Source organism: Scytonema millei VB511283, from assembly GCF_000817735.3.
Classification (GTDB): Bacteria; Cyanobacteriota; Cyanobacteriia; order Cyanobacteriales; family Chroococcidiopsidaceae; genus Chroococcidiopsis; species Chroococcidiopsis millei_B.
The window spans coordinates 372,756-394,288 of sequence record NZ_JTJC03000017.1; the positions used below are offsets into that span (position 1 = coordinate 372,756).

The window sequence follows — 21,533 nt, forward strand, 5'->3', positions numbered from 1 at the left end:
TATATTAGAGTTTAGTATACAGAAAAATATTCTAATTTTATGGTAGAATTCCATCCCCAAAATGATGAGCCAGCAAGCGGTAGATTCCAACTGAATACCGAGCAAATCTACAGCCTCATTGATAGAATGCTGCCTTTTGAAGCTTGCTTATATCATCAAGTTTTGCCTGTAGCTGTAGAGGGACAAAACTTGATTTTGGGAATGGTAAATCTAGACGATACTGCTGCCATAGAATACGTCGAACGGATCGCTGCATATTTAAAATACACTTTAGTACCCCAGGCGCTCGACTCAGAAGACCACCGCCAGATCATGTCAGCCTACTTAAATCGCTCAAAAAACAACGATTTAAGCTCAGATAAGCTGCACTCCATTGCTGCGGGATATCCTGGTGCGTCTGCTGCTAAACCTACAACTGACAAACCAACAGGACTCAGCCCGAATGACAAACCGACGCTGATTTTAGCTGACGAGCGAGAAAATATTGCAGCCCGGAAGACTTCTCAGCCACAAACGCCACAACCCACACCTGCTCGATTGGGTGAAATTAAGACACCGCAATCCCAACAATCTGCTGTTAGACATTCTGGTTTAGGTGGAATTAAATCGGCACAATCTCAACAAACTGCTGCTAAACCATCTGGTCTAGGCGGGATCGGAACGCCAAAGTCCCAGCAAAAATCTCCAGCCAACCCAACTCCATCAGGTTTGTCGGCGATTAAAGTACCAGCTAGTTATTCTACTAACTCAGTCGAGTCTCTTAAAACCCTACCTCCCAAGAAACTCGTACGAGAATTACTCGGACGGGTTTTAGAAAAAGGGATTGGACGACTTTATTTTGAGCGTAAGTCGCCACAGCAAGGGCGGATCGTGTGTAGCCAAGATGGAAACTTGCAGTGCGTGCTAACAGAAGTTCCAGCAAAGCTGTTTCAAGAGGCGATCGAACAACTGAAAGAATTGACGCACATGCCTCTTGCGCCAGTGAAGGAAGCAAAACAGGTAGAGATCGAGCGTTTTTATCATGGCGAACGAGTGTTATTACGCCTGCGCGTCATGCCAGGTAGCAACGGCGAACAGGCAACTTTACAAGTTTTGCGCGGAGAAGCCTTAGAGTTTTATCAACAACAACAATTAGATACTTTAAGCCGCGACGCGATGGCGATCGCCAACCAGCTTCAGAAAAAGTTGCGTCAACTGCAAGAACGAGCTAGCATCGACGCTGAAGAACATGGCGAACGATACCAATCTCTCCTCGCTCTCAATCAAATCATCGAAAACGTAGAGCGGCAATTGGAACAGCTAAAGCAGTGACCTGCGTTATGAGGGAACAGGGAGCAGAGGCGCTTCAGGAGCAGGGGAGACAAGGGAGACAAGGGAGACAAGGGAGAGGGGGGAGCAATTCTAGTTCCACTAGCCACCAGTCACTAGTCACTGTCTACTGTCAATCAACCAACAACCACTAAAGAGTTGTTAGATTTATCCTAAGTCCAACAACTCACTACCATTGATGACTGAAGCTACATTAACTCAAGTTGGTAAGATTTCTAGCTTTACACCAACAATTCATTATCAAGTTGCCATGCCTCAACCAGAAAATCATCTGTTTGAGGTTGTTTTGCATTTAAGCGGTTGGAAATTGCCAGTTTTAGATCTAAAAATGCCCGTTTGGACACCAGGTTCTTACTTGGTGCGAGAATATGCTAAACATCTACAAGATTTTTCTGCCAGCGCGGGGGAACGGACTTTAGCATGGCGAAAGTTGAGTAAAAATCACTGGCAAGTAGAAACAGGCGATCGCCCTGACATTACTGTACGCTACCGCATCCATGCTAACGAGCTGTCAGTACGGACGAATCACCTCAATGCGACTCACGGCTATTTTAACGGTGCGGCTATCTTCTTTCGCCTCCCAGGACTAGAACAGCAACCGATCCAAGTCGAGATCGCACCACCAAGATCGGATTGGCGCGTCACGACTCCTCTACCAGCAGTACCAGGGCAAATTAACACGTTTACGGCGACAGATTTTGACACTTTGGTAGATAGTCCGTTTGAAATTGGCTGTCACCAATCGCATCAGTTTGAGGTGCTGGGTAAATTACACGAACTGGCGATTTGGGGTAAAGGTAATGCCGATGCTGCCAAGATGATTCCCGACATTAAAAAGATCGTCGAGGTGGAGGCAGAACTATTTGGCGGTTTACCTTATGACAAGTATATATTTTTGTTGCATTTAGCATCGCAAAATAATGGCGGTTTAGAACATAAATTCGCTTGCTCGTTGATTTATTCCCGCTTTGGATTTCGCGATCGCGAGAAGTACGAACGCTTCATGCAACTTGTCGCCCACGAATTCTTTCACCTCTGGAATGTCAAGCGGATTCGTCCGAAAGCGTTAGAGGTTTTCGATTACGATAACGAAAATTACACGCCGTCGCTGTGGTTTTGTGAAGGGACGACTAGCTATTATGATTTAGCTATTCCTTTACGGGCAGGTATTTATAACGATAAGACTTATTTGAAGAATTTGAGTAAGGAAATTACTCGCCTACAAACTACGCCAGGACGACTCGTACAACCTGCTTCTGAATCGAGCTTTGATGCTTGGATTAAGCTGTATCGTTTCGACAATAATACTAATAACTCCCAAATCTCCTATTATTTGAAAGGGGAATTAGTCTCGCTATTACTCGATTTATCCATCCGAGAAAAACATCAAAATCGGCGATCGCTAGATGATGTCATGCGTCAGATGTGGGAGCAATTCGGCAAAGATGAAATTGGTTTTACTCCCGCACAGTTAAAACAAGTGATTGAATCTGTAGCTGGAACAAATTTAGATGATTTCTTTAAACGATACGTTGATGGCACGGAAGAATTACCTTTCGATCGTTATCTCGAACCTTTTGGTTTGAAATTAGTCGTAGAAAATGAGGAATCTGTGCCTTATATAGGCATGAAAGTACAAGCAGAAAATGGAAAAGAAACAATTAAATTTGTGGAGATCGACGCACCAGCGCAGCGAGCAGGGATTAATCCTGGAGATGAATTGCTAGCAATTGACGGCTTAAAAGCAACCGCCAATAATTTGAGCGATCGCCTGCGAGATTACCAACCAGGAGATGCGATCGAAGTTACAGTTTTCCATCAAGAAGAACTATGTACTTATACTGTGACTTTAGCTGCTCCTCGTCCCAACCGCTATCAGGTTGTCCCAGTAGAAAATCCCTCTCCGACTCAAAAACAAAACTATGAGGGATGGCTTGGGAGCCGCTGTTAATATCTCCTCTTTTAAAAAAGGCTGTTTCAAAGTTCGAGCAGCCTTCTGCACTGTTACTAAGAGAATGGGTTTAAAGCCGCGTCCTTCTATGCTGGGGAGTATGTCAAAGCTATTGTAGATCGAAAGCCGACAGCACTCTACCCAATCCTGACAGTGGTAGCGGCACATTCTTGAGTTCCCTTGTTATCCTAGTTAATAAGTCTTGAGAGCAACAAACTCAAACAGCGCGGACTTAACCTGCTGTTGGTTAATAGTTATCTGTTGTCGCTAGAAGAAGACAAGAGACAGAAAAAAGACAGAACTTTTCTGAGATACGCGAAAGGCACTATTGAAGGATATATTTTTAATAATCTACTTCAGATTGTCTTATCGGAATATACATGAAGTCTTATCTCGCTGCTGCCGTTCAAATGACTAGCGTGCCTGACCTAGAGAAAAATTTGGTACAGGCTGAAGAATTGATCGAACTTGCCGTCCGTCAAGGCGCGGAGTTGGTCACCTTGCCGGAAAACTTCTCTTATTTGGGACGGGAAGAGGATAAAATTGCCCAAGCAGCAGCGATCGCATCGAAAAGCGAAAAATTTCTCCGAACTGTCGCGCAACGCTTTCAGGTAACAATTCTCGGCGGCGGATTTCCCGTACCAGTTGACGATCGCAAAGTTTACAATACAGCCTTACTGATTGGACCAAGTGGGGAAGAACTCGCCTGCTATCAAAAGGTACACTTATTTGATGTCAACTTACCCGATGGCAATACTTACCGCGAATCCAGTACTGTACAAGCTGGAATACAGTTACCAGTGGTTTATCCCTCTACAGAATTAGGTCATCTAGGGCTCTCCATTTGCTACGATGTCCGCTTTCCCGAACTCTACCGCCACTTAGCATACAAGGGAGCCGATGTGATGTTTATCCCAGCGGCTTTTACGGCATACACTGGTAAAGACCATTGGCAAATCTTGTTACAAGCTAGAGCAATTGAAAATACTTGTTATATTCTTGCTCCCGCGCAGACAGGGAAACATTACGCCCTACGTCAGTCTCACGGACATGCAATGGTTATCGATCCTTGGGGAGTTATTTTAGCCGATGCAGGCGATCGCCCAGGAGTAGCGATCGCGGAAATTAATCCCGTTCGTCTCGAACAAGTCCGCCGTCAAATGCCTTCTTTACAGCATCGGGTGTTTGTTTGAAGAGAGCGAGTAGGAGCGCACAGCTGTGCGCCCGTACAAGAGTAGTAAGATTCGATGATATTAGCCAAAAATGTAGGGTGGGCAATGCCCACCCTACGCTTGTCTCGCAACGATGTGTTGAATTACACGGTTGCAGTCTTTTTGGTGATAGCGTTCAATTCGCCCTTAGCATACTTAGCAGCAAAATCATCGGTAGAAATTTGCTTGATCTTGCTAGCGTTGCCAGCAGTGCTAAATTGCTGATAGCGATCGGCACAGACTTTTTGCATGTACTTGATGGAAGGCTTCAGGAAGTGGCGGGGGTCGAATTCCTTAGCATCTTTCGCTAGAGCTTCCCGTACCGCAGCGGTGATTGCTAAGCGGTTGTCGGTGTCGATATTTATCTTCCGCACTCCACTCTTGATTCCTTTTTGAATCTCTTCGACTGGCACGCCGTAGGTTTCAGGAATAGCCCCGCCGTACTGGTTGATTAAAGCCAGTAAGTCTTCGGGTACTGAAGAAGAACCGTGCATAACCAAGTGAGTGTTGGGCAAACGACGGTGAATTTCTTCAATTCGGCTAATAGCCAAAATTTCACCTGTTGGCTTGCGGGTAAACTTGTAAGCGCCGTGGCTGGTTCCAATTGCCACTGCTAAAGCATCTACTTGAGTTTGCTCTACGAAATCAACAGCTTGATCTGGATCTGTTAACAATTGATCGTGGGACAACTTACCCTCAAAACCATGTCCGTCTTCAGCTTCACCCATGCCAGTTTCTAAAGAACCCAAGCAACCGAGTTCGCCTTCTACGCTAACACCCAGAGCGTGAGCTACTTTTACAACTTCGCGGGTAACGTTGACATTGTATTCGTAGCTAGCTGGGGATTTAGCGTCAGCTTCTAGAGAACCATCCATCATGACGCTGGTAAAGCCATTTTTGATTGCTGAATAGCAAGTAGCAGGCTCGTTACCATGATCTTGATGCATGGCAATAGGAATATAAGGATAAGTTTCTACTGCTGCCAAAATTAGGTGACGCAGGAAATTTTCACCTGCATACTTACGAGCGCCACGAGAGGCTTGTAGAATCACGGGGCTGTCTGTTTCTTTAGCAGCCTGCATGATTGCTTGGATCTGCTCCATGTTATTCACGTTGAAAGCTGGAATGCCGTATCCATTCTCTGCCGCGTGATCCAACATCAGCCGCATTGGTACGAGCGCCATACAATGTCCTCCTAGTTTTGTTATCAGCTAGTTGCTTTGAACAAGCGTGTTTATTACGCTAATCTTAAGATAAATTTCAGATCATTACTAGAGACTTAGATTTAGAGATGAGGTAAGGTGCTGGGATACCTTCACCGCGATCGCTTGATTGCTGCTTTGGAGCCAAAGCCGATTTGTCCAGCGTTTACTGTTACTTGAACGCTAGACAAACATATCGAGTTAAAAATATGGGTCGCCTGGGATTCGAACCCAGAACTATTCGGTTAAAAGCCGAGTACTCTACCGTTGAGTTAGCGACCCTTTTGCGTTTTCGCAACTTTACTAGTTTACCAGAAGTTCCTGGATTTGTGCAAGCACTTAGTCAAAGTCACTGCATTTCGCGCCAGTTGCAAGAAAAAAATTTTCTCCCCTGCTCTCTGCTCTCTGCTCCCTGCTCCCTTTCCTGGCTAGTTGGGATACCAAAACATCCCCTTAATCCCTTCAGGATCGGTCATAAAACCCATACCCCGATAAAAATCTACCACATGGGGGTCGGCAAACAGAGTAATGTTGCTGATGTCCTCAGCACGAAGTTTTTTAATTGCGTATTTCATCAATGCCTTACCTAGCCCCTTTCCCTGAAAGCTAGGATGCACGACGACATCCCAAATAGTAGCGTTGAAGGCATGATCTGAAGTAGCACGGGCAAATCCAATTAGCCTTCGCTGAGTTCCTCGTACTTGCCACATCGACACGACGAGAAAGCTGTGCTGAATCGCTTTTTTGACCTTACGGAGAGGACGACGCGCCCAACCGACAGCATCGCAAAGTTCTTCCAACTCGTAAAGGTCGATGTTGCGATCGGTGCTAAAAACAATACTTTCACCATTTAGAGCAGAAAAGCCCATAGATTCGACGGCTTCCTCCTCTACTGGCGCTGTCTTGGTTCCGGTAGCAGTTTCAGAACCGCTAAACCAGCCTTTCCAAAAACCCATGCCAATGCAATTTATGAGATAGAAACGATATTGACTGCACGAGCTAGTATGATACTTCTAGTTTTTCTAGTTTCGCTGTTCTTACCCAAGTTCTAACGTCTACTTTCCCGCCACCCGATTCAAGCAGCAGTTTGATTGCCAAATGAATGCCGTAGTGTGAAAGGCACAGAATTAGAGTTGAAGTACAACTAGCTTACTCATAACCAGCCATTTTTAACTTTAGCACCTTAAAGGAATTAGGGGTAAGAGGCAAGAGGCAAGCGGCAAGAAGGAAACTTCTAGGGCAAGCGTTCTGTCAAAAGAAAGAAGTAAAGATAAACTCTACAACTGCTGAGGTAGCGTTAAGGCTAGGATAGAAGCATGGCAACCATAGAGATTGCGGGAGTGCGTCACGTTTACGAGTTGACTGCACCGACGACTTTTCCCCATGCTTTGGTATTCGTTCACGGTTGGCTTCTCAGCCGTGCCTACTGGCAACCTCTCATTGAAAGGCTGGCAGCAGACTATCAATGTTTATCTTACGATTTGCGCGGCTTTGGTCAATCTCACGCCATTTCTTCTCAGGAGAAGGCTGAAGCAGAGGCTCGGGATCTGGCGCTAAATAGCTCCAATGCTACAAATGGAGATGGTTCTCTCTATTCACCCACTGCTTATGCTCGCGATTTGCAATGTTTATTGCAGGAACTTAACATTTCCAGCGCTTGGTTGATCGGTCACTCCCTTGGCGGGACGATCGCGCTCTGGACGGCTCAGCAAATGCCCCAGTCCGTACAGGGGGTCATTTGCGTGAATGCTGGTGGCGGAATTTATCTGAAGGAATCTTTCGAGCAATTTCGCGCAGTTGGGACTCAGCTGGTGAAACTTCGTCCCCGTTGGTTGCCTTTATTACCGTTAGTCGATTTATGGATGACGCGGGCAAATGTCGCCAGGGCGATCGCTCGTTCTTGGGGTCGTCAGCGGATCGTCGATTTGGCGATCGCTCACCCAGAAGCAGCTCTGGGAGCGCTGCTAGACTCTACTACGGAGACTGAAATTAATCGCCTACCGCAGATCGTGTCACAGCTCCAACAGCCAGTTTATTTTCTAGCAGGTGACAAAGACAAGATTATGGAACCAAAATACGTCCGCCATCTTGCCAGTTTTCACCCTTTGTTTCAAGCCTGTGGCGAAAATGCGATCGAAATTCCTGAATGCGGACATTTGGCAATGTTAGAACAGACAGATATGGTCGCCGAGCAAATACGAGCTATAGTAACGCAGTACAAATAGTCCTCACCCCTCCAAAACAGCATGAATTGGCAGCTAGAAGAGTCAGAGTTACAGCAAATTGCCATTATCGTCTTGAGTTTAGCCGATAAGTGTCGGGGAGATAATCTCGCTCTTTTAGCCTTACTGCGACAGTTAGAGCAATTGCATCGGGAAATTCGGGATGGCTTATTTCAAGAATCTTTGCCAGATAATCGTCAAGCACTTTACGCTCTACTAAAAGACATTGAAACTACGGGCGGTTGGCCTTATATCGAACGGCTGAGAATACAACAGTTGTTGGCAAACTGGCAGTTAGAAGAGGACAAAGGAGACAACATAAGTGTCTAGTGACTAGGTATCAGGTGACTAAATTCTTCTAGCCACTGATACTAGCTGCTAGTCACTGACAACTAACGACCGATCGACTATCGACTTTTATTGCTTTTTAGCTATAGAGTCAAACACTCAAAGAAGTTTAGTAGTAAGCTTTGAGAGTATAATGTTGGTATGGATACCATAAGAGAACCCAACATAGTATAAAATTTTCTTTAAGTTAACTGAAACTATATGTAGACTTGTAACGTCTATGATTGATAACTGGGAAGTAAGCTTCCCGATTGTGGTGCATGAGGAGATGAATATGGCTGAAATTCGCGACCTAGCTCTCCAGGCAATTAAAACTGGATATCTGACATTGGAAGCTGAAGAGAAATTGCGTTATCTGATGTCACATCACTACGGACAAGAAGATTTTCTGGCTTTCATGCGATTGCAGGAAGCCGCTATGCAAGGCAGGGTTAGACAGGAATCGCGGGAGCGGCTAAAGCGAAAGCACTTGAGCGTGGCGATCGCATCACGGACGTAACTAAGTCTGGCGTAAATTATTTTTCTGAACGGGGCGAATCGTCCTCGTTATCCACTTTCCAGTCTTCGTCATTCACAAATCCCCAATCATCGTCATCGTTATTTTGAGGGCGGTTACTGGGTGGTGGTGAAGACGAATTTTGTTGTTTGTAGGGTGGGGTAAGAACGCGGTACTCGGCATCATAGACTGATTCAGTTCTACCTATACCTGAATTTTTTGGCTCGCGAGCGCTATAGGAGTAAACTGAAGCAGAGCGATCGCTCCTTTTGGGTTCATTAGGTTCGTTAGAATCGTTGCTAGCTGGGCGATTGATCTCATCGCTAGCATAGTTTTTTTGCCGCTCTTGGGGTTGACGCTGAGTGTCTTGAGGCACGTAATCCCAGTCATCATCAAGGTTGCTACTGCGTTTTCTGTCCGCAACAGCGCGATCGGTATACTCTTGGCGATCGGGAGCTTGTGTGATTGGTTCTGTATCTTCGGTAAAGTCCCAATCGTCATTAGCCGCAGTATCCCATCCATCTGAGTCATCCTGCACGGATGTTTGAGTTTGTCGCGGGGAACTACCAGTATAGCTGTAGGTATTTGTTTTAGGAGGGTCTGGCGTTTTGTTAGGATTTTTCTCTTCTGTAGCAAACCGAGTCGAAGTTTTTGCGGCTCGACGGCGCTGCTTTTTCGCTCTCGGTTGGGCAAAATAGCTAGAGATTTGAAAACAACTGGCAATGAATATCGAGGTTATTGCCCCAGCAGCAACGCTAAACAAAATCCAGATTGACAAAGGTAATGCCTGAGTTTGTCCGCCTAAAAATACCAAAGACAGTACTGGTGTCCAGTTTTGCACCAGCAGTACCGTCAGACCTCCCAGTAATATCAATAAAAGAAAGAAGCGGATGGCAGCCATAATTTTGAGGGGTAAGGGGTGAGGAGAGAGAGAAAGGGGAGAAAAGAGCTGAGGGTATCGACGCTCTAGTAGAAGCACCGTCAGCAGTCATGCGAGGCGCAAGGGAAAGGGGAGCAACTACCAACTACCAATGCGCAATTTCCTCACTCCTCACTCCTCGCTCCTTCTTATTCCCTATTATCGTCCCTGCCATCGTTCGAGTGGAATGCAGTCAATATCGAGTTGATCTAAGGTACGGGCAACGACAAAATCCACTAAGTCTTCGATTGTTTGTGGATTGTGATACCAAGCAGGGATTGCTGGCACAATTCTAGCGCCTGCCTCTGCTAGCGTGGTGAGGTTGCGGAGGTGAATCAGACTAAAGGGGGTTTCTCTAGGCACGACAATCAGCCTGCGCCCTTCTTTCAACTGGACATCAGCAGCGCGTTCGAGCAAGTCGGAACTCAAACCATTGGCAAGCTTTGCTACCGTACTCATACTACAAGGCATGACTATCATTCCCAGCGTCCGAAACGAGCCACTGGCAATGTTAGCGCCTACATCTCCCCAAGGATGACAGCGGAGTTTTCCAGAGGATTCTACCCTTGCCTGCTGTCGCCAAAATTGTTCTTGTTGCAAGGGTTCTACAGGCATCCGAAGATTTTGTTCCGCCTGCCAGACCATGTAGGTTGATTTGGAGGCAACTAGCTCGATCTCGTAGTCTGCCTCCAAGAGATATTTCACCGCTCGGACGGCATAAATTAACCCCGATGCCCCGCTGACAGCCAGGATTAGCGGTAGATTATTCCTCATCGTCAAAATACGTGTCTGAGTCGTCGCTCAAGTCGTTATCGAGGGGTGAGGTGTCCTCTAGCCGATCGCCACTAAGCATTCGATCGCCGTTGACTGTCACTAAGTCGATTTGCTGGCGGTAGTAGTCTACGCTCTTGACTTGCACGGAAACGCGATCGCCTAAACGATATGCAGCACGGTTTTTCCGTCCAAATAAAGCTTGTTGTCTGCCGCGATACTCGTACCAGTCATCTTTGAGAGAACTGACGTGGACTAAACCTTCGACTCGCAACGTTCTGCCTTTAGTGTCGGAAACTTCAATTTCCACAAAAAAGCCGTAGGACTGGACTCCGGTAATAATGCCTTCAAACACGTCGCCGATGCGCTGTTTCATCAGTTGAGCTTTTTGTAACCCAACTAAATCGTCTTCGGCTTCCTGAACTTCCTTGTCTCGCTCGTTCAACTGCGCGATCGCACCTGCGATATAAACTTCTAGCTCCTGCTGCGTTTCTGGAGGCAAGACGTTCCAACCAATTTTGCCATGAGAAGAGCTATGACGTAAATTTATGCTGTCTTTTGCCCGTGTAGTCCGGCGCTCGCGTCCTTGCTCGAATACTGTATGTAAGACTCGCTGAACTAATAGATCGGCAAACCGCCGCAAGGGTGCGTGAGAGTGGGTGTAGCCCGGTAGAGCCAAGCTAAAGTATGGCTGGAATTTACTGCTGTAAGCACTCGGCTTCAGCGTATCCCGTAACAAATAAGTCAAGACTTGTTCTGCTTGGGGCGATCGCGCAAACTGCTCGGTAAATTCTTGGTAGTCTCCTGCATGGACGGCATCTTCTCGATCTAAGCCTAGTTCTACTCCTAAGTTAGCTGCTAGCTTGATTGTTTCTTGCACGTCTTCAACATCGGGAGGCGGTTGAATGCGATAAATCGCAGGCACCCCCAAAGCGTTTAGATGCTCGGCAACAACTTGATTTGCTAATAAAAGCAACTCGGTAACCAATTCGGAGAGTTTGGGTTCTCCTTGAGTCAGGACTCCTAACCTGCCTTCGTCATAGTAGGAGTACTGACGGGGTGGTAAGTTGAGGGCAAAGCTACCTCTAGCTTGTCTTTGCTCTTGCAAGGCTTTGCTTAATACTGATAGCTGTCCGACTTTTTCCACCACTGCGGCTGGTAGTCCTAGTTCTGCGGTGCGATCGCTTAGAATGTTCTCTACAACTTCAGCATCGAGCTGGAAATCGACTTGGATCGCGCTCGGTTGAATTTCAAACTCCACAATTTGTCCGGTTGCTGCATCCAAAGTCAGCAGAACGGAAATGGCACGGCGATCGCTTTCCGGCTCGAATGCACTCCGTTGTGCCACTGCATCGGGAAATAAAGGCAGAATTTTTTCTCCCAGGTAAACGCTACTGGAACGTTTCAACCCTTCACGATCTAAAGGCGTATCTGGTTCGATAAAGTAGGCAAGATCGGCAGTATGAACTCCTAATTGCCACTGTCCCGTTGTAGTTTTTTCTAAAGTAAAAGCATTTTCAACATATGTCGGGTCGTCCGCTGACTCTCGGAAACTTAAGGTGAGGAACGGACGCAGATCGCTTCTGGTTTTGAATTCTTTGCGGCTAATTTGAGCTGGTAATTCGACCGCTGCTTCAAGCACGGATGAGGAAAAGGCGCGGGGTAGGTTGTGCTTGCACGACACCAACTCTACATCTGAGGCGGCTTCGGCATCGCTGCCTAAAACTTGTACGACTCTGCCTAAAGGAGGATATTGGGCAATGGGATAGCGGAGGATTTCTACATGTACCAAATAGTCAATCGCTTGTGCTAGGTCGTGACCGTCGGGTTGCAGTTCGATTTCAAATAGGAGGCGATCGTCTAGAGGAACAGCTCTAAAATTAGTATCTGTTTGTTTGATTCTTGCTAACAGACTTTGATTTGCCCGTTCTAAAATGAGTTGGACTTCGCCTTCGGGACTGCGACGACGGCTACCTTCTTTCGTCAGTTTCACTAAAACGCGATCGCCATTCCAAGCATTACTTAGATGACTTTCGCGAATGTAGATATCTTCCGATCCCTCAGCTTCTTGAATTGCAAAGCAAAAACCTTTACTAGAACAACGAAGTTTAGCCTCAATCGTTCCTTCTTCTCTTACCCGACGATACTTACCGTGTTCCTTAACCAAAACGCCGATTTTTTCCAGTACGTCTAGGGCAATGAATAACCTTTGAATACTACTTTCGTCTTGGTAATCTAGTTTTTTTTCTAGGGCTTTTGCTGCAACTAATTTATCACTTGTGAAATTACCTAGTAGTGTAGCGATTGAAAACTCCATGTAGCGAGCCGACCTCCGGTCAAAATATCATACTTCTTGTTGTCTGGGTTAGGCAGTCAGCTATCTCTGACTGCCTGTGGAAAATAGGCTTTTTCCTTTTACATCTACCTTTAGCCAGATCTTTACCGCTGGGCGCAACTTTGGCTTTGGTAGGGTGAAACAGTTGGGACTTCTAACAGCAGTATCTCACCCAACTCCCAAAATAACCTTTGTTACTAGGAAAGGCGAGAGGGTCGCATCATCAAGGTCTATACTCTACACAACGGATGTAGTCATGCTGCGTGCGAGTCGATCGCCTCTCACCAACGGATATATAGCCACAAATAAATCGCAGCTAGGCAGTGAGATAACGAGGATTGAAGTGTCAAAAGATGTAACACTTGTGATGCATGAGGATTTATCTGACCGAGCTGAAATACTATTTACTCAGTTTTGTTACACTCTCTTCAAAAAGTCGGTAACATTTGAGTAAGCAGCACGTCATCTACTAAAATCAGCTGTCCCCATTCTATTTTAGGAAACAAGCGACATATAGAAAAGGGGATAGGGGCTAGAGTGTTTTAGGACAAAGGAGACAAGGGAGACAAGGGAGACAAGGGAGAATTTCGATATATTCTTCTCCCACGCGACTCCTGACTTCTGACTCCTGCCTCCTGACAAATGACGTAGGGCGAAGCCCTTCCCGTAGGGTATGACAAATGACAAATGACAAAAGCTTAATTTCAGAGTTATTGACAATTTATCAGGGTAAGTTTGTCGTGCGGGTAGCGGTACAGGTTGATGGTATTGTTCGTGCTACTGGGATGGCAACAGCAGAAACGCTGGAAGCAGCAGAAGAGCGGGCGAGAGAAAGAGCGATCGCTTGTTTCAACCACGATTTTCTCACAGCAATTGCCCCAAAAACTCAAATAATTCCTGCATTACCTACGCCACCAGAAATACCTGTGGCGCAACCAGCTGCATCCTTGTCGGAACCAAGCAATTCTTCTACTCCTCCTACTCCGACTAAATCGCAGTTAGATTTTAGCCACAAGCCAGAATTAGAACCTTCTACAAAAGAACAAAAATCAACTTCCATCAATACTGGTGGTAGAGGCAAAAGTAAACCATTAGCCACCAATCCCGAACCACCACTGGAAACAGATATTTTTGGCGGAGATTTTGCTGCTGATTTATTCGCTGCTAGTAGCAGTAAATTGCCTTTATCTCAAGACAGTCATGAGAGCGCAGATTTATCCTCTCATGATGAATCTCTAGCGATCGCAGATGATATAACAAGAGAAGAAACTCAATCCTCTGCGGACTTAGCTACGGAATTACAAAAGATTGAGGTCAAACTCAAGGAGGCAAAGCTGAAGGCAAACGACGAGCGCGAATGTTTGGAAACTAACTACGGTAAAGGGTCGCGCTACGAGTTAACAGCCCTACAAGCACGGGACTTCAATCGCTATTTGGAGTTATACACTCAAACAACTCAAGCCGTCAAAGAGCTACAGGAATTTGGATGGGATGCTAAAGAAGGTCCTAAATACCTGCAAGCAGAATATAGTAAGAATAAGCGGCATCAATTGACCGAGCGGGAATTACAGGGATTTTTGGACTATTTGCAAACCGAACGCGATCGCATTGATACATCGCATTGAGATAAAGTGTGAAGCCAGCAGTCGTAGGGGCGGGTTTAGCAAATAGATGGACAACCGAAGCAGTTTTTCTTTGGTCAAAACCCGCCCTTACACAATCCATTGTGAATTGAATTGTCTTCCCTATTAGCCAACTGCCGCCATCGGTCGTCTACCAACAGCTTTCTTGTCGATAACTTGATCGATCAAACCATAATCCATCGCTTCTTGGGGCGACATAAAGAAATCTCGCTCTGTATCTTGCTCGATCCTTTCTAGCGGTTGACCTGTATGTTCGGCTAAATGCTCGTTCAACTTCCGCTTGTGATACAAGATTTCTTTAGCTTGAATTTCAATATCAGTGGCTTGTCCCTGTGCGCCACCGAGAGGTTGATGGATCATGATACGCGAATTTGGCAGGCTCATGCGCTTTCCTTTCGTGCCAGCACTGAGTAGAAAAGCCCCCATACTGGCTGCTAATCCCGTACATATAGTACAAACATCGGGGCGAATGTGCTTCATCGTATCAAAAATACCCATTCCCGCCGTCACCGAGCCACCAGGAGAGTTGATATAGAGATAGATGTCTTTCTCGCCATCCTCAGCATCCAAATACAACAACTGGGCAACAATCAAATTAGCCAAGTTAGAATCAATGGCTTGTCCTAGAAAGATAATCCGTTCCCGCAGCAAGCGAGAGTAGATATCAAAAGCGCGTTCCCCGCGTCCAGATTGTTCGATAACAATAGGAATCATTCGGTTAGTCTGTTGTGAGTTTTCTTCATTTTATCTATTTGTCATTGGTCATTGGTCATTGGTTGACGGTTGACAGTTGACGGTTGACGGTTGACGGTTGACGGTTGACAGTTGGCGGTTGGCGGTTGACGGTTGACGGTTGGCGGTTGACGGTTGACGGTTGGCGGTTGACGGTTGACGGTTGACTGATAACTGATAACTGATAACCGATCGCTGATAACTGATAACTGCTCGCGATAGACTGGCAGTGAAGGCAACCACAATTTAACCATGACTAATCGTCTGGCTCAAACTCAAAGCCTCTATCTCCGCAAGCACGCTGAAAATCCGATTGACTGGTGGTTTTGGTGTGATGAGGCTTTGGCAAAGGCAAAAGCAGAAAATAAGCCAATCTTTCTGTCGATTGGTTATTCTAGCTGTCACTGGTGTACGGTCATGGAGGGAGAAGCTTTTTCCGATCTTGCCGTGGCAGAATACTTGAATGCTAACTTTTTGCCAATCAAGGTAGACCGAGAAGAACGTCCCGATATTGACAGTATCTACATGCAAGCCTTGCAGATGATGACTGGTCAAGGAGGTTGGCCTTTAAATATCTTTCTCGCACCGGAAGATTTAGTCCCGTTCTATGGTGGAACTTATTTTCCCTTAGAACCGCGCTACGGTAGACCAGGATTTTTACAAGTTTTGCAAGCGCTGCGCCGTTATTACGATACCGAAAAACAGGACTTGCGATCGCGCCAGGAAGCGATTCTTGAAGCTATTCAACAAGCGGCTATTCTCCCCAATACCCAGCCTTTAGATAGCGAACTGTTGCGCCAAGGAATTGAAACTAGTACGGGAATTATTACAGGTGGCGACTACGGAACTAAGTTTCCCATGATTCCCTATGCTGACTTGGCTTTACGGGGGTGGCGTTTCTATCCTGTCTGGAAAGATAATTTTCGCTACAATCTCCCAGAGTCTTGTACTCAGCGGGGTATCGATCTAGCGTTGGGTGGAATTTACGACCATGTTGGGGGTGGTTTCCATCGCTACACCGTCGATCCAACTTGGACAGTCCCTCACTTTGAAAAGATGCTCTACGATAATGGGCAAATTGTCGAGTATTTAGCAAATTTGTGGAGTGCGGGAGTACGAGAACCAGCTTTTGAAAGGGCGATCGCGCTGAGTGTAAAATGGTTGGAACGAGAAATGACGGCTCCTGAAGGTTGTTTTTATGCCGCTCAGGATGCTGATAGTTTTATACACCCAGAAGAGGCAGAGCCAGAGGAAGGAGCGTTTTACGTTTGGAGTTACAGCGAATTAGAAAATATCCTGACTTCAGAAGAATTAACTGCAATCCAAGTAGAATTTACCGTCACTCCCCAAGGCAATTTTGAAGGCAAAAATGTTTTGCAACGCTGTCAAATTGGTAGTTTAAGCGAGACAGTAGAATCAGCTTTGAAAAAACTATTTCAAGTGCGTTATGGTTCTACAGTTGAAGAATTAGAAATTTTTTCACCTGCTAGGAATAACCAAGAAGCAAAAAATCAGACTTGGGCGGGGAGAATTCCTGCTGTCACCGATACCAAAATGATTGTTGCCTGGAATAGTTTGATGATTTCAGGTTTAGCAAGAGCTGCTGTCGTATTCCAACAAGATGATTATTTAGATTTGGCTGTTCGTGCAGCAAATTTCATTTTAGAAAATCAGTGGGTAGATGGGCGGTTTCATCGCCTGAATTATGATGGTAAGGCTGCTGTCATGGCGCAGTCGGAAGATTACGCCCAATTTATTAAAGCATTGTTGGATTTACATCAGGCTGAACTAGGGAGTCGGGAGTCGGGAGTCGGGAGTCGGGAAAGTGCTGTTTCCCTCACTCCTCACTCCTCACTCCTCGCCCCTCACAATTGGTTAGAAAAAGCGATCGCAGTTCAAGCAGAGTTTGATGAATTTTTGTGGAGTGTAGAACTAGGAGGTTATTTCAATACCGCTAAAGATGCGAGTCAGGAGTTAATTGTTAGAGAACGCAGCTACACGGATAATGCGACTCCGGCGGCGAATGGAGTGGCGATCGCTAATCTCGTACGGTTAGCTTTGCTGACAGAAGATCTTACCTATCTCGATCGCGCCGAGCAAGGTTTACAGGCTTTTAGTAGCGCTATGCATCAACACCCACAAGCTTGTCCCAGTTTATTCACTGCTTTTGATTGGTATTCTCACTGTACGACGATTCGGACTTCAAAAGCGCAAATTGAGACATTTTTAAGTCAATATCTTCCTGCTGTCGTGCTGACCCAAGCAGATAACTTACCGGATTCCAGTGTTGGGTTAGTGTGTAAAGGTTTGACTTGTCTTGCACCTGCTGAAACTCTAGAAAAGATGCAGGAACAGATTCAGCAAAGTCAGATGAGGACGCTTTAGGCGAAAGCAATGGGCGAATGAAATTCGCGACTACACAAACCAAGTCCGCCTGCGCGGAATCACTCGAGTAAAAGATTTACAACCCGCATCTGCGGGTTTTATCTGTATAGACGCGATTTCCAATCGCCTAGCTTAATAGAATATAATTTCGTTTCTTTAGGAGATATACTTCCTCTGCCATACTATAGATGGGGTTCTAAATAGTGCATTAGTACTATTTAGCCAGTGGTAGGGAAGAGTTTCAAATCAATGTCTTACGAGCCGCTACACCATAAATATCGCCCTCAGACTTTTGCCGATTTGGTAGGTCAAGAGGCGATCGCGACTACATTAACTCATGCGATCGAGCGACAGAAAATCGCCCCTGCCTATTTATTTACGGGTCCGAGGGGGACGGGAAAAACTTCTAGCGCTCGGATTTTAGCAAAATCGCTGAACTGCCTCAATAGCAACAAACCAACAGCTCAACCCTGCGGTGTCTGTGTCGTGTGTCAAGGAGTTGCTAAAGGTGCGACTCTAGATGTGATTGAAATCGATGCTGCCAGTAACACGGGGGTAGATAATGTTAGAGAATTGATCGAACGCGCCCAATTTGCCCCCGTCCAGTGTCGTTACAAAGTGTACGCGATCGACGAATGCCACATGCTCAGTACGGCGGCGTTTAATGCCCTACTAAAAACATTAGAGGAGCCGCCAGCACATGTCGTATTTGTCCTAGCTACCACCGATCCCCAACGAGTCTTACCAACAATTATTTCGCGCTGCCAAAGGTTTGATTTTCGCCGCATTCCTCTAGACGCGATGATAGGGCATTTAAGCGCGATCGCAGCTAAAGAAAGCATTGATATTACCCCAGAAGCCATACATTTAGTTGCATCCTTTGCGCAGGGAGGGTTGCGGGATGCCGAAAGTTTACTCGATCAGTTGAGCTTATTCGCTGGGGTCATAACTGTAGAGCGAATTTGGGATTTAGTTGGTTCTGTAGCCGAGCCGGACTTGCTAGAAATTTTACAGGCGATCGCACAGAACCAACCAGAAGCATTGCTCGATGCCGTGCGTCGAATTATGGATCGGGGTAGAGAACCGTTGACGCTGCTGCAAAACTTGGCAGGTTTCTATCGCGATTTGCTTGTGGCTAAAACCGCTCCCAACCGTAACGATCTCATCGCCGTTACTCCTGGAACATGGGATGCGCTTTGCACGCAAGCTAAAGCTTGGGATATTTCTAATATCTTGGTAGGACAACAGCACTTAGCTAAAAGTGAAGCCCAAATCAAAAATACAACCCAGCCCCGCTTATGGCTAGAAGTCAGCTTATTGGGATTGTTGCCATCTGCTTCACTTAGGGAGCAGAGAGCAGGGAAGCGGGCAGAGGGCGAGGTTTCCTCGCCATCGGAGCCGCGTAGCAGGGAGCAGTTAATCAGATCGTCGCTTTCTCCTACACCTTCGGGAGTCGGGAGTCGTAGAGGCGGGTTTAGCGAAAGCTTGACAGATGAGGCAACAAACCTTGGTTCAAAACCCGCCCGTACAGAAGTTGGGAGCGAGCAAGCAGAGGCGCAGAGGTGCAGAGTTGCAGAAGGAGAGAAGAGAGCTGGGGGAGTTGGGGAGGCTGGGGAAGCTGGGGGAGAAAAAACAACCGTCAACTGTCAACCGTCAACCAACAACCAACAACCAACAACCAACAACCAAGAATCCTCAATTCCGACTTCCGAATTCCAAACTCCAAATTCTTCTAATGAGGAAGTTTGGCTTCAGGTACTTGCTTGCTTGCAACCGCACTCGACTCAAGCATTGCTCAAGCAAATGGGACGATTAATTCAATTTGAAGCTGGTATTGCCCGGATTGGCATGAAATCTCCAGCTTGGCGCGATCGCGCTAAGGCTTACGTGCCAAATATTAAAGCTGCTTTTCTCTCGGCATTCGGACAAGAAGTCCAGGTACAGCTAGAATTAGCCACAATGTCGAAGGAGGTTCGCGAAACAACCTTGACTGTAGCTAAGATTGTTCCAGCTAATAGTATCGCACTTGAAACGAAAAACAATCATACGAATGGCACTGCTCCCGCGATCGAGAAACCGATTGGTATAGGTGTAACTCAGCCAGATGCTCCAGTTTCAAGCACCCAACCAGCAACCTCTTTTCAAGATGGCACTGCTAAAACACCACTCTCAGCAGCCGCAACTGGAGATCCGGTAGCTCCCATGACTTCCACTCCAGTCGGACAACTGGAAATTAGCGAGTTTGATATTGTAGTTCAACGCTTTGCTAAATCTTTCAATGGTGAGGCGATCGGTGACAGTACAGAATTTACGTCGTCTACAGACATAAGCAGTATCTCATCTGCCACCGTTCCAGAGTGGGAAGATAGTGATACTGCCGAAGACTCCGATCTTGATTTTTGACGATCTGATAATGGTTGATAGTGAATTGTTCGTTGCTGTTAACTACTAACTATTAACTATTAACCATTAACTATCAACAAACAACCAAATCCTAACTATTAACTATTAACCATTAACTATCAACAAACAACCAAATCCTAACTCTTACCCCGATGAACAGTTTTAACCCATTTCAATCGTTTGGGGCGGACTGACATTCTCGCAGTGATACTAGGCATCACCACTAACCAGTGAAACATATAAATAGTACCGCGCATGGTTTGAAGTAGCACCATCAACAGCGTTGATAAACGCAGCTTTCCATCTGGATGAAACCGCTTTAGCCCTTGATACATCCACAACATAGACATTGACATGGCTAAACCTGTCAGCGGGCTAAACACAGGCAAACGATTACGAGCGATCGCCATGAATAAGTCGGGAACCTGGGCAGCGGGTAATAAGTACTGAATCAGCAGATACATGAACATGTCAAAGGTTTTTTGCGTTCCCATGCGGTTGCTCAGGATCGGTCGCCAGTAGTCTAAGTATCGCTGATAGCCGCCTTCTGCCCAACGATTACGCTGATGCCATAGGGCAAGTGCTGTCGTTACACCTTCTTCCTGCACTGCTGGATAAGGTAGGAACTCAATCTCCCACCGATCTAAGTGCAAGCGGAATGTCAAATCGAGGTCATCGGTGATTGTCTCCTCATTCCAGCCACCGCAGTGCTGTAAAGCCGCACGACGGACGAATTGACCGTTCCCCCGTAGTTCACCTAATCCGCCGACTGCCAGTCGTTGCTGCTGCACGTAGGCATCCAAAGCCATTTCAGCTTGCTGTCCTAGCGTCCAGAAATTTTCGCTGGCATTGGCGATCGCTTTGCGTACCTGTACGGCTCCTACCTTTTTTTCTGCAAATAGAGGTAGAACTTGTTTGAGTAGGTCGGGAGTCACGCGAGCATCAGCATCGAATACTGCCAAAATTTCGCCTTTCGTCAGCGGCAAGACTTGATTTAGCGCTCCTGACTTGCCACCAGTCGCTCCAGTCTGGCGATGCAATACTCTCAAGCAGTCGTATTCCTGCTCCAGTTGTGATAGTATTTTTGGCGTGTTGTCGGTGCTATCATCGTCTATCACCCAAACTTCGTACTTGTCATTTGGATAATCTTGATTGCAAAGTATCTTGACAAGATTGCCGATTACTGCTTCTTCGTTCTTGGCTGCCACAAGCAGGGAAATAAAAGGAGCCGTTGCCAGTGCTTCATCACTAACTAATTCTGCCTGCTGGCGCGGTCGAGCTAAGACTATCCGCAGGGCATGAATCCCAAACAACGTAGTTAGACCAAGTACAAACCATGCTCCCCAAGAAACTAAATGCAGGGCAATAGTACTGCTCCAGATCGTAACTAAAACAACTGCGGCTTTGCGCCTGCGACCTTGGAACAGAGATGGCAGCGACGTTGCTGGCAACGTTTCTACAGATTCTTCTGCATCTGACAGGTCTGACAAGAAAGCGCTCAGTGCGTCTAGTTCGTCATATGAATCATTTTCAGACCATGAATTGGCTGGCATAGGTCACTACTCGATCGAACACCAGTAATTGTT

The 21,533-nt window shown here is 46.3% G+C and carries 17 protein-coding genes, 1 tRNA gene and 1 pseudogene; 10 read left to right on the plus strand and 9 right to left on the minus strand.

The window, feature by feature from the left end; translation table 11 throughout:
* Nucleotides 1-39 precede the first annotated feature (39 nt).
* From QH73_RS27260 to QH73_RS27275, 4 genes are all read left to right on the plus strand, one after another.
* Nucleotides 40-1,311 (plus strand): GspE/PulE/PilB domain-containing protein, encoded by a 1,272-nt coding sequence (locus QH73_RS27260; RefSeq protein ID WP_052289771.1) that lies wholly within the window; start codon nucleotides 40-42, stop codon nucleotides 1,309-1,311.
* A gap of 8 nt (nucleotides 1,312-1,319) precedes the next feature.
* Nucleotides 1,320-1,463 (plus strand): hypothetical protein, encoded by a 144-nt coding sequence (locus QH73_RS27265; RefSeq protein ID WP_165587794.1) that lies wholly within the window; start codon nucleotides 1,320-1,322, stop codon nucleotides 1,461-1,463.
* Between the two features lie 44 nt (nucleotides 1,464-1,507).
* The gene (locus QH73_RS27270) at nucleotides 1,508-3,280 is read left to right on the plus strand and encodes a M61 family metallopeptidase (protein ID WP_039713623.1); all 1,773 of its coding nucleotides are present in this window, start codon (nucleotides 1,508-1,510) and stop codon (nucleotides 3,278-3,280) included.
* Between the two features lie 380 nt (nucleotides 3,281-3,660).
* Nucleotides 3,661-4,473 carry a carbon-nitrogen hydrolase family protein gene (locus QH73_RS27275; protein WP_039713622.1) on the plus strand — a complete coding sequence of 271 codons (813 nt, stop codon included), beginning with the start codon at nucleotides 3,661-3,663 and terminating at the stop codon, nucleotides 4,471-4,473.
* Between the two features lie 122 nt (nucleotides 4,474-4,595).
* On the opposite strand, the gene fba is transcribed toward QH73_RS27275, so the two are convergent.
* The 3 genes from fba to QH73_RS27290 all read right to left on the minus strand — a co-directional run bounded on the left by fba (nucleotide 4,596) and on the right by QH73_RS27290 (nucleotide 6,649).
* On the minus strand, nucleotides 4,596-5,675 hold the full coding sequence (gene fba / locus QH73_RS27280; RefSeq protein WP_039713621.1) for a class II fructose-bisphosphate aldolase: 1,080 nt from the start codon (nucleotides 5,673-5,675) through the stop codon (nucleotides 4,596-4,598).
* A gap of 228 nt (nucleotides 5,676-5,903) precedes the next feature.
* A tRNA-Lys gene (locus QH73_RS27285) sits at nucleotides 5,904-5,975 on the minus strand.
* A 146-nt stretch (nucleotides 5,976-6,121) separates the two neighbouring features.
* Entirely contained in the window at nucleotides 6,122-6,649 is a 528-nt protein-coding gene (locus tag QH73_RS27290; RefSeq protein ID WP_015156799.1) for a GNAT family N-acetyltransferase, read from the minus strand.
* A gap of 360 nt (nucleotides 6,650-7,009) precedes the next feature.
* On the opposite strand from QH73_RS27290, the gene QH73_RS27295 reads away from it, so the two are divergent.
* The 3 genes from QH73_RS27295 to QH73_RS27305 all read left to right on the plus strand — a co-directional run bounded on the left by QH73_RS27295 (nucleotide 7,010) and on the right by QH73_RS27305 (nucleotide 8,762).
* A complete protein-coding gene (locus tag QH73_RS27295; RefSeq protein ID WP_039713620.1) occupies nucleotides 7,010-7,918 on the plus strand; it encodes an alpha/beta fold hydrolase in 909 nt (302 codons plus the stop codon).
* A 21-nt stretch (nucleotides 7,919-7,939) separates the two neighbouring features.
* Nucleotides 7,940-8,245, plus strand: a complete 306-nt coding sequence (locus tag QH73_RS27300; RefSeq protein WP_039713619.1) for a hypothetical protein — start codon at nucleotides 7,940-7,942, stop codon at nucleotides 8,243-8,245.
* Between the two features lie 238 nt (nucleotides 8,246-8,483).
* Complete coding sequence (locus QH73_RS27305) at nucleotides 8,484-8,762, plus strand: hypothetical protein (protein ID WP_309476541.1); 279 nt, start codon at nucleotides 8,484-8,486, stop codon at nucleotides 8,760-8,762.
* Nucleotides 8,763-8,778: 16 nt separating this feature from the next.
* On the opposite strand, the gene QH73_RS27310 is transcribed toward QH73_RS27305, so the two are convergent.
* From QH73_RS27310 to QH73_RS27320, 3 genes are all read right to left on the minus strand, one after another.
* Entirely contained in the window at nucleotides 8,779-9,660 is an 882-nt protein-coding gene (locus tag QH73_RS27310) for a LapA family protein (protein ID WP_039713618.1), read from the minus strand.
* A gap of 177 nt (nucleotides 9,661-9,837) precedes the next feature.
* Nucleotides 9,838-10,452, minus strand: coding sequence for a flavin prenyltransferase UbiX (locus QH73_RS27315; RefSeq protein ID WP_039713617.1), 615 nt, complete (start codon nucleotides 10,450-10,452; stop codon nucleotides 9,838-9,840).
* Nucleotides 10,442-12,766, minus strand: a complete 2,325-nt coding sequence (locus QH73_RS27320; protein ID WP_039713616.1) for a ribonuclease R family protein — start codon at nucleotides 12,764-12,766, stop codon at nucleotides 10,442-10,444. The genes QH73_RS27315 and QH73_RS27320 overlap by 11 nt, the downstream gene beginning before the upstream one ends.
* A 698-nt stretch (nucleotides 12,767-13,464) precedes the next feature.
* Between QH73_RS27320 and QH73_RS27325 the strand changes: the two genes are divergently transcribed.
* Nucleotides 13,465-14,409 carry a slr1353 family protein gene (locus QH73_RS27325; RefSeq protein ID WP_052289770.1) on the plus strand — a complete coding sequence of 315 codons (945 nt, stop codon included), beginning with the start codon at nucleotides 13,465-13,467 and terminating at the stop codon, nucleotides 14,407-14,409.
* 123 nt (nucleotides 14,410-14,532) lie between these two features.
* Here QH73_RS27325 and clpP read toward each other — a convergent pair.
* Both clpP and QH73_RS27335 read right to left on the minus strand, forming a co-directional pair.
* A pseudogene (gene clpP / locus QH73_RS27330) lies at nucleotides 14,533-15,153 on the minus strand (ATP-dependent Clp endopeptidase proteolytic subunit ClpP); the annotation flags it as partial.
* A gap of 29 nt (nucleotides 15,154-15,182) precedes the next feature.
* Nucleotides 15,183-15,413 (minus strand): hypothetical protein, encoded by a 231-nt coding sequence (locus QH73_RS27335; protein ID WP_052289769.1) that lies wholly within the window; start codon nucleotides 15,411-15,413, stop codon nucleotides 15,183-15,185.
* Between QH73_RS27335 and QH73_RS27340 the strand changes: the two genes are divergently transcribed.
* Together QH73_RS27340 and QH73_RS27345 are read left to right on the plus strand one after the other, a co-directional pair.
* Entirely contained in the window at nucleotides 15,412-17,544 is a 2,133-nt protein-coding gene (locus QH73_RS27340) for a thioredoxin domain-containing protein (protein WP_039713615.1), read from the plus strand. The two genes, QH73_RS27335 and QH73_RS27340, sit on opposite strands and share 2 nt — an antisense overlap.
* A gap of 249 nt (nucleotides 17,545-17,793) precedes the next feature.
* The gene (locus QH73_RS27345) at nucleotides 17,794-19,947 is read left to right on the plus strand and encodes a DNA polymerase III subunit gamma/tau (RefSeq protein ID WP_039713614.1); all 2,154 of its coding nucleotides are present in this window, start codon (nucleotides 17,794-17,796) and stop codon (nucleotides 19,945-19,947) included.
* Nucleotides 19,948-20,084: 137 nt separating this feature from the next.
* On the opposite strand, the gene QH73_RS27350 is transcribed toward QH73_RS27345, so the two are convergent.
* Nucleotides 20,085-21,500, minus strand: a complete 1,416-nt coding sequence (locus tag QH73_RS27350; protein ID WP_039713613.1) for a glycosyltransferase family 2 protein — start codon at nucleotides 21,498-21,500, stop codon at nucleotides 20,085-20,087.
* Nucleotides 21,501-21,533 lie beyond the last annotated feature (33 nt).